This window comes from Streptomyces aureocirculatus, from assembly GCF_000720475.1.
In the GTDB taxonomy this organism is placed as follows: domain Bacteria; phylum Actinomycetota; class Actinomycetes; order Streptomycetales; family Streptomycetaceae; genus Streptomyces; species Streptomyces aureocirculatus.
Map to the genome: position 1 here is coordinate 1 of NZ_JOAP01000112.1, position 4748 is coordinate 4748.

Sequence of the window (4748 nt, forward strand, 5' to 3'; positions counted from 1 at the left end):
CGTGTTGCCGACAGCGACCTGCGCCAGGATCAGGGCCGACATTGCCCAGTCCAGTCCGGGTGGCCCTTCCTCGGTGTTGCGCCAGTCGATCACCACGGGCGTGCCCGAGGTGAGCATCACGTTGTCCGGGTGCAGGTCGAGGTGGAGGATCCGAGTGACGGGATCGGCGGAGACCCGTGCGGGAACCGAGTGCAGGCGGTGCAGCAGATCAGCGAGCTCCGCTCCTGCTTCCTCGGTCGTGATCGTGCCCTGCAGCAGCGCCTGAAGCATGGACGGGCCGTGCAGCCGCTGCATCACCAGGTCGGTTCGCGGCGCCGTGCTGCCTCCGGAGGCCGCCGGGTCCCGGAGGCGGGGCACCGGATACCCGTGCTCCGGAACCCTATCCGTCGGCGGAAACGCCTTCTTTCCCTGTGCGCCGTGGCTTGGTGCCCTTCTTGTGGTGGGCCCGGCGGGTAAATGCCTCGCCGGTGGCGAGGACGCGTCCGACTTCTTGACGCGTTGCCGCACGACGGTTCTTCGAGCCCGGTGGCCGCCGAGGGCCGGGACGGGAAGGTTTGGGTGCACCAGAGGTGAGTCCACACACGGTCACGCGTTTGCGAGTGGACAGCTCTCCACCATGCGCCGTCCGGCTGTGGTGTGCCGGGCGGAGGCGTCGGGGTCCGAGAAGGCAGAGGTCGCGTGGAGCGTCAGTTCGTGGGTTTGGCGGGCGGTGGCGGGTGATGTCGTATCGGCGCGCGTTGTGGAGAGCCGCCCTGCTCAGAGCTTTGCGTCGACGGGTGTTCCGGCTCATGCCGTCCAGGACCGCGGCCAGCGAGCGGGGGTCGCAAGGAGTGTAGGGAACGCCAGTGCTTCCGAGGATTTCCCTTGCGCTGGGCAGATCGGAGTAGGCGATCGGGAGTCCGTGGGCTTGGGCCTCGATGAGGACGAGCCCGAAAGCCTCCAGGCCGCCGGGACGCGGACGGCAAGCGCCGTCTGCGTGGGCGGCTCCTCTCGTCTCGTTCGATTCACACGTACGGGGACGGCAGTCGGAGTGGCGGATTGCATGAGGCGTCGACAGCACCCGTCTCCTTCGGTGTGGTGTGGCGGTGCTCTGCGGACGGACCTTCGCCCACGCCACTGACAATCCGTGGCCACCAGCACCGTGATCCGGTCATCCCTGGCATGCCCTGCCGTAGGCGGCCGCCCGCGGAAGGGGTGGCTCTGAACTGGGGTGATGCTGGGAGAAGGGAGGTGGAGCGGCTCACCAGGTGATCGTCTCCCCGCCCTCTCGACCCTCCGCGGCCGCCCCCGCTCTCCGGGCGCGGCGGCCGCGCCCTCGGCCGCCGGCCCTCAGCGCCCTGCTACTACAGCAGGCCCTGGGCAGTCGAGTTCGCTGTCCGGGCCTGCGGGTTGCGTGAGTACGCCGGCCATGTGGGTCATGGACTCAGCGAAGAGCATCGTGCAGGGCCGCCTCCAGGGCAGGCATCTGCTCCAGCAGCGTCAGAGCGGCCTCGTGTCGTGCCCGTGCGTAGGACTCGAGGGCGGCATCGACGAGGTGGGGTCGTTCCACGGGTGCCGACAGCGGAAAGGCCGAGCAGAGCATGGCCGCACAGCCGACGCGAAGAGAGGACAGGATGTCGTCCGCGGGCGCCGTGGGGTTGGCGTCTCGATAGGCGAGGGCGAGGTCGGTGTATCCCTTGCGCCACCTCTCGACGCCGTTTGCCTGGAAGCTCGCGGGGTCACAGCCAAGGCGCATGAGCTCCCAGGCGAGGTAGTCGGGTGTGGGTGGTCCGAAGTCCACGAGCGCGGCGACCACGTCGTTTTTCAGCAGGACGTTGGGGCCGGCCAAGTCGCCGTGCATGACCTGGACCGTTATTTTTTCGGTGGAAGTGAAGCGAGGATGCGCTCGACGTCCCCCAGGACGGCGTGTCGCTCACGTGCCGCCCGCAGTGCCCACGTCTCGAACTCGCTCAGCGTGGGTTTGTGCTGGTACGCGAGAATCAGCTTGTCGAAGCGGCTGCGGGCGGTGGCTACGTCGCAGACCGCGGCACCAGGTTGCAAGCTGGGTGCGGCGGCGGGGTGAGTGGCGAGTCGGCTGTGGAGACGGCCCATCGCTGCGCCGGCCGCTGCCCACCGTGCACCGGTCAGGGTGCCCTCGGCAGTCTCGGTGTGCGGCACGTACGACCAGAGGGACATCGGCAGGCGGCCGCGAGTCGCGATGAGTTCGCGCTCGCGCGTGCGGGTCGCCCGCGCGGTGGCGACGCCCCCGTCGGCGGCGTACTCGGACAGTTCGACCGACGCCAGCTCCCGATCCAAGTTTCTTCGGGTGCGATAGACCTTGCCGAAGTGCCGTCGGCCTGTCTGGTCGACGATGGAGTAGTTGTCCGTCGCGGTGCCCTCCGGGATCCGCGTGATTCCTGCCGGGTGCAGTCCGTACCCGAGCACCAGCGTGTCGGCGAGCGCCACGATCTGCTCCTGCTCGCCGGGTGTGGAAGGCGCGGCGACCGTCTCGGTGGGGCTGCCGAGGCAGGGCTGGTGAAATGCGGCGGACATGGTCTCCTCGTCGAAGCACACAGCGATCGTGGTCAGTGAGAGGGCGGCAGATGGGCAGGTCGATCAGGGCGCAGGCGCGGCGCGCCAGTGAGGCGTTCGGCCTGGCGAGCCACGTGCGGGGTGAGCGTTGGGAGAACTGGGGTGAGCTCCCGTTCGGCCACGACGCTGGGTTTCTGGGGACCCTGCCTGCGCCCTTGGCTACTGCCCGCATCCGCCACGAGTTCAGCCGCGACCTCGACGCGGCGGCCGGACGGGCCGGGGAGCTGGTCGCGCTCGGCCGGCAGATGCAGGCATGCCGCAGAGGTGATCACCGGCGGACAACCCTGCGTCAATGCGGTCATCTGATCTGCATTTCCCTCGTTCGGGTGGGCTCGGTATCCCAGCCCGACCCGGCACAGCCCCCAGCTGTCGGCAGGGGATCGGCCGAGCAGGCCGGCACCGCGGCGGGATGCCGGAATCGCCTGGTCGGGACGGTGGACGCGGTAAGCGAAGTGGGCTTTGCGGCGAGGGTGACCAGTTCGGCGTCACACTGGCGGGGCGTAGGGCCGGCTGGCGGGCGCCGCGGCACCGGGCGGGGATGCTCTTCGAATAGAGTGCGGGCGCGCAGGCGTGCACGGGGTTCGCCGTGAGGCGATCTTGGACGCCTTCGTTCTCGCCTCCACAAGCACCCCTTGGGCAGCACCACCAGGAGGAACAGTGTCGTCCCCGCAAGTGATCACCCCCGCGGACAAGCTCGCCGAGGCGAAGAAGCAGCTGAACTTCCCGCGCATCGTCGCAATCTGCGGCTCCACCCGCTTCATGGCCGAGATGGCCGCGGCCGATGTCCGGGAGACCAAGGCCGGGAGGATCGTCGTCAAGCCGGGCTGCGACCTGAAGTCGCCGCATGAGTTCTGGTCCGATCCGGTCGAGGCCGAGGCGCTGAAGACTCAGCTCGACGAGCTGCACCGGTCGAAGATCCTTCTCGCTGATGAGGTTCTCGTGGTCGGTGACTACCTCGGAGACAGCACCAAGTCCGAGGTCGCCTACGCCCGGTCGCTGGGCAGGCCCGTGCGGTTCACGCATCCCGAAGTCGACCCCGACGCCTGAAGACTGGCCCCCGCAGCTTCCGCCAGCGCCTCGTGAGAGTTGATCGTCTGACGGGTGGCGTGGTCGTGAGAGCGGGCTCACGGAGCTGCGGAGCGCATCGCGGCCGTGATAGCGGCGGCCAGAGGCTGCTGCTGGGTCGTCAGGTAGAAGTGGTCGCCGTCGAACCTCTCGAGTCCGCGGAAGCGCGTTGTGAACGCTCGCCAGGCAAGGAGACGGTCCTCGTCGATCAGCTTGTCGTGCACGCCCGCGAATACCGATAGCGGGACGGGCAGCGGCTCCGGGCTGCGGGGAGGAGTCCAGGTGTCCACGAGTTTGAAGTCGCTGCGGAACATTGGGGCGAACTTGTGCCAGACGTCGTCGTTGTCGAGGAGCTGCGGTGGGCTGCCGCCGCCGCTCCGCAGCCACGCGCGCAGTTCGTCGTCGGCCATCAGGTGAGGGCGGCTGTCTGCGCCTGCTTTGCCTTGCGGGGCGGCGTAGGCGGATACCCCCAGCCAGGTGGGGAGCGGTTCCCCCTGGCGTAGGAGTCGGCGAGTGAGCTGGTAGGCGATCAGTGCGCCCATGCTGTGGCCGAAGAACCCGAAGGGCCGGTCGAGCAGTGGTGCGATAGCGGTGGAGAAGTAGTCGACGAGCCGGTCGCAGTCGTCGATCAGCGGCAGGGCCTGCAGGTTGCCGCGACCGGGGGCCTCCAGGAGGCACAGTAATCGTTCCAGGGTGAGCCAGTCCTGTTCGGCGACCCAGGCCCGCATCGCCCGGCTCCAGTGGGCGGACAGGCCGTCCCAGGTCAGGACCACTTGCTCGCCGTGGTAGAACACCTTTACCTGCTCCAGGACCTCGATGAGTCCTGCGGTGTCGTAGCTGCCGGGCTTGAGGTGGAAGCACAGGCGGGCCCCGCGATCGGGGTCGGTGCAGTGGTAGCCCAAGGCCCCGGCCATCGACGCGCGCTTCCAGTTCAGGCGGTGCCGCAGGAGCGGAGTCTGCCCTCGGGGCGAGTAAGTGCGGCGGATCTGAGGGAGGAGGCAGACGCCTGATTCGTCGAGGAAGACGATCCAGGCACGTGTGTTCACGGCCCTTTTTTGATGCGTGGCCACTCGTGCGCGATCCAGCGGGCGATCTGCGACTCGTCCCGCTCG

The 4748-nt window shown here is 68.7% G+C and carries 6 protein-coding genes; 1 reads left to right on the forward strand and 5 read right to left on the reverse strand.

Going from position 1 to position 4748, the window contains the following annotated elements:
- From IG78_RS0140740 to IG78_RS52080, 4 genes are all read right to left on the reverse strand, one after another.
- On the reverse strand, positions 1-357 hold a 357-nt coding region (locus IG78_RS0140740), incomplete at its 3' end, for a phosphotransferase (RefSeq protein ID WP_430739070.1).
- 22 nt (positions 358-379) lie between these two features.
- Positions 380-1117: a glycosyltransferase gene (locus IG78_RS52995; protein WP_404827850.1), complete on the reverse strand. Its 738-nt coding sequence runs from the start codon at positions 1115-1117 to the stop codon at positions 380-382.
- 306 nt (positions 1118-1423) lie between these two features.
- Positions 1424-1840 (reverse strand): protein kinase family protein, encoded by a 417-nt coding sequence (locus tag IG78_RS52075; RefSeq protein ID WP_051853562.1) that lies wholly within the window; start codon positions 1838-1840, stop codon positions 1424-1426.
- Between the two features lie 11 nt (positions 1841-1851).
- Positions 1852-2532 carry a phosphotransferase gene (locus IG78_RS52080; RefSeq protein WP_225882438.1) on the reverse strand — a complete coding sequence of 227 codons (681 nt, stop codon included), beginning with the start codon at positions 2530-2532 and terminating at the stop codon, positions 1852-1854.
- A 696-nt stretch (positions 2533-3228) separates the two neighbouring features.
- Between IG78_RS52080 and IG78_RS0140750 the strand changes: the two genes are divergently transcribed.
- Complete coding sequence (locus IG78_RS0140750; protein WP_030574726.1) at positions 3229-3618, forward strand: hypothetical protein; 390 nt, start codon at positions 3229-3231, stop codon at positions 3616-3618.
- A 77-nt stretch (positions 3619-3695) separates the two neighbouring features.
- Here IG78_RS0140750 and IG78_RS0140755 read toward each other — a convergent pair whose 3' ends face one another.
- Positions 3696-4682, reverse strand: coding sequence for an alpha/beta fold hydrolase (locus IG78_RS0140755; protein WP_249926170.1), 987 nt, complete (start codon positions 4680-4682; stop codon positions 3696-3698).
- Positions 4683-4748 lie beyond the last annotated feature (66 nt).

Bases quoted from the DNA above. Each gene is read 5' to 3' on its own strand.
- IG78_RS52075 (WP_051853562.1), bottom strand. From the start codon at position 1,840: ATGCACGGCGACTTGGCCGGCCCCAACGTCCTGCTGAAAAACGACGTG.
- IG78_RS52080 (WP_225882438.1), bottom strand. From the start codon at position 2,532: ATGTCCGCCGCATTTCACCAGCCCTGCCTCGGCAGCCCCACCGAGACG.